Here is a 2,064-nt window from a genome sequence, read left to right as displayed (position 1 = left end):
GGCTCGAGACGGCGGCGCACTTCGGCGTGATATTGGTTCAGCCATTCGATTTCGCTGCCGGTCATCAGTTTGGTATCAATCAGGCGCGTATCGATTGGGCAGAGGGTAACGGTTTCAAAATACAGGAATTTGCCGAACTCGGTTTCCTCAGGGTTTTCAACCGGACGGTTGATTACCAGGCTTTCGATACGGATACCCCACTTACCCGGACGGTAAAGACCCGGCTCGTTGGAAGTCAGCATGCCTGACTGCATCGCGTGATGCGGTTGCGGCACGGCGGCAACGGCAATGCTTTGCGGGCCTTCATGCACATTGAGGAAATAGCCCACGCCATGACCGGTACCGTGACCATAATCGCATTGTGCCTGCCAGAGCGATTTGCGGCAGATGGCATCAATCATCGGGCCTTTGATGTTTTCAGGGAAAATGGTCTCAGCCAGAGAAATATGCGCCTTCAACACCAAAGTGTAATCGCGTTTCATGGCCGCACTCGGATTGCCGACAGGAACCACGCGCGTGATGTCGGTCGTACCGCCCCAGTATTGGCCGCCGGAGTCAATCAGCAGCATACCGTCGCCTTTGATTTTACTGTTGTTTTCTGGTGTCGCACTGTAATGAGGCAAGGCGGCATTGGCATTGTAGCCCGCGATGGTATCGAAACTTGGCGAAATAAAGCCGGGACGTTGGCTGCGGTGTTTGTAGAGCATGCCGTCGATATCCAGCTCGCTCAATTCGCCGCCGTCTGCCAAGATTTGTTCAAACTCGGCAAAGAAGCCGCACAATGCCGCGCCGTCTTCCGCCATGGTATTGCGGATATGGGCGATATCGGCATCGGATTTGACTGATTTGAAGAATGTGCTTGGGTGGATGGCTTCAATCAAACGAACGTCTTCAGGCAGGCGGCGCAAAGTACCGACAGCAGTTTTGTTCGGATCAATCAGCAATGCGCCCTTAACGCCTGCCAAGTAGTCCGCCGCTTGCGCATAAGGCAATACTTCAAAGCCTGCCGCTTTCAAGGCTTCGGCAGATTCGGCTTTCAGACGGCCTGCATCGGTAAACAATACGGCTTTGTCTTGGCTGATAAACAAATGGGACAAGAACACGGGGTTGAACGGTACATCATCGCCGCGCAGATTGGTAATCCAAGCGATGTCGTCCAAAGAAGAAACCAAATGCGCATCTGCGCCCTGCTCTTTCATGGCCGCACGGATACGGGCCAATTTTTCGGCCGCCGTTTCGGAAACATAGTCGGGATGGTGAACGTAGATTTCCGGAGTCGGCAATGCAGGACGGTCGTCCCACACTTCGTCCAACAAAGTTTCAGGATATTCGAGGCGGATGTTTTTGGCGGCAAGTGCCTGTTTCAAACCGCGCTCGCCGCTGAGTGCGAACATATCGGCAGGCGCGCCGACGACTGCGCCCTCGGGCAGATTTTGTGCCAACCACTCGGTATAAGGCGCATCAACGCCCATTTTTTGCAGCTCGATGCCGTTTGGCGCGAGCTGTTGGCCTGCCTGTTCCCAATAGCGGCTGTCCGTCCACACGCCTGCTTTATCGGCGGTTACCACCAAAGTACCGGCCGAACCGGTAAAGCCGGAAAAATCGCGACGTGCCTGCCAATGCTCGGGCAGGTATTCGGAAAGGTGCGGATCGGCGGAAGGGATGACAAACGCGTCCACGCCATGTTTTTTCATAGCTTCGCGTAAAGCGGACAAACGTTGTTGTACAGATTTCATGTGTTATGTCTCCTGTTGTTTCAGACGGCCTCTGTCATCAAGGCCGTCTGAAAACTTGTGCTGTCTATAATCAATCTATTTTTTCGGTGCGAACGACCAGTTCTTGACTGTGTAGTTCCGTAAAGGGTCTTTGTCGGAATAGCCGATAATATCGGGTTTGACCATACGCACTTCAACCTGATGATACAACGGAATCAGTGTAGCGTCTTCTTGAAGCTGCTTCTCCGCATCGGCATAGAGCTGGCTGCGCGCTTCCTTGCTGACACCATCTTTCAGCGTATTGTTCATAAATGTATCAAACGCCGCGCTTTTGTAGCGGAATGCATTG

General features: G+C 53.2%; 1 protein-coding gene and 1 pseudogene. Both read right to left on the bottom strand.

Going from position 1 to position 2,064, the window contains the following annotated elements; translation table 11 throughout:
- On the bottom strand, positions 1–1,736 hold a 1,736-nt coding region (locus tag ACTHUE_RS16755; RefSeq protein ID WP_440424026.1), incomplete at its 3' end, for an aminopeptidase P family protein.
- Between the two features lie 75 nt (positions 1,737–1,811).
- Positions 1,812–2,064, bottom strand: a pseudogene (locus ACTHUE_RS16750) (oligopeptide ABC transporter substrate-binding protein OppA); the annotation flags it as partial.

The organism is Neisseria sp. P0021.S005, from assembly GCF_051956955.1.
The sequence above is the reverse complement of the archived record's forward strand: the minus strand, read 5'-3'. Positions and strand labels throughout refer to the sequence as shown.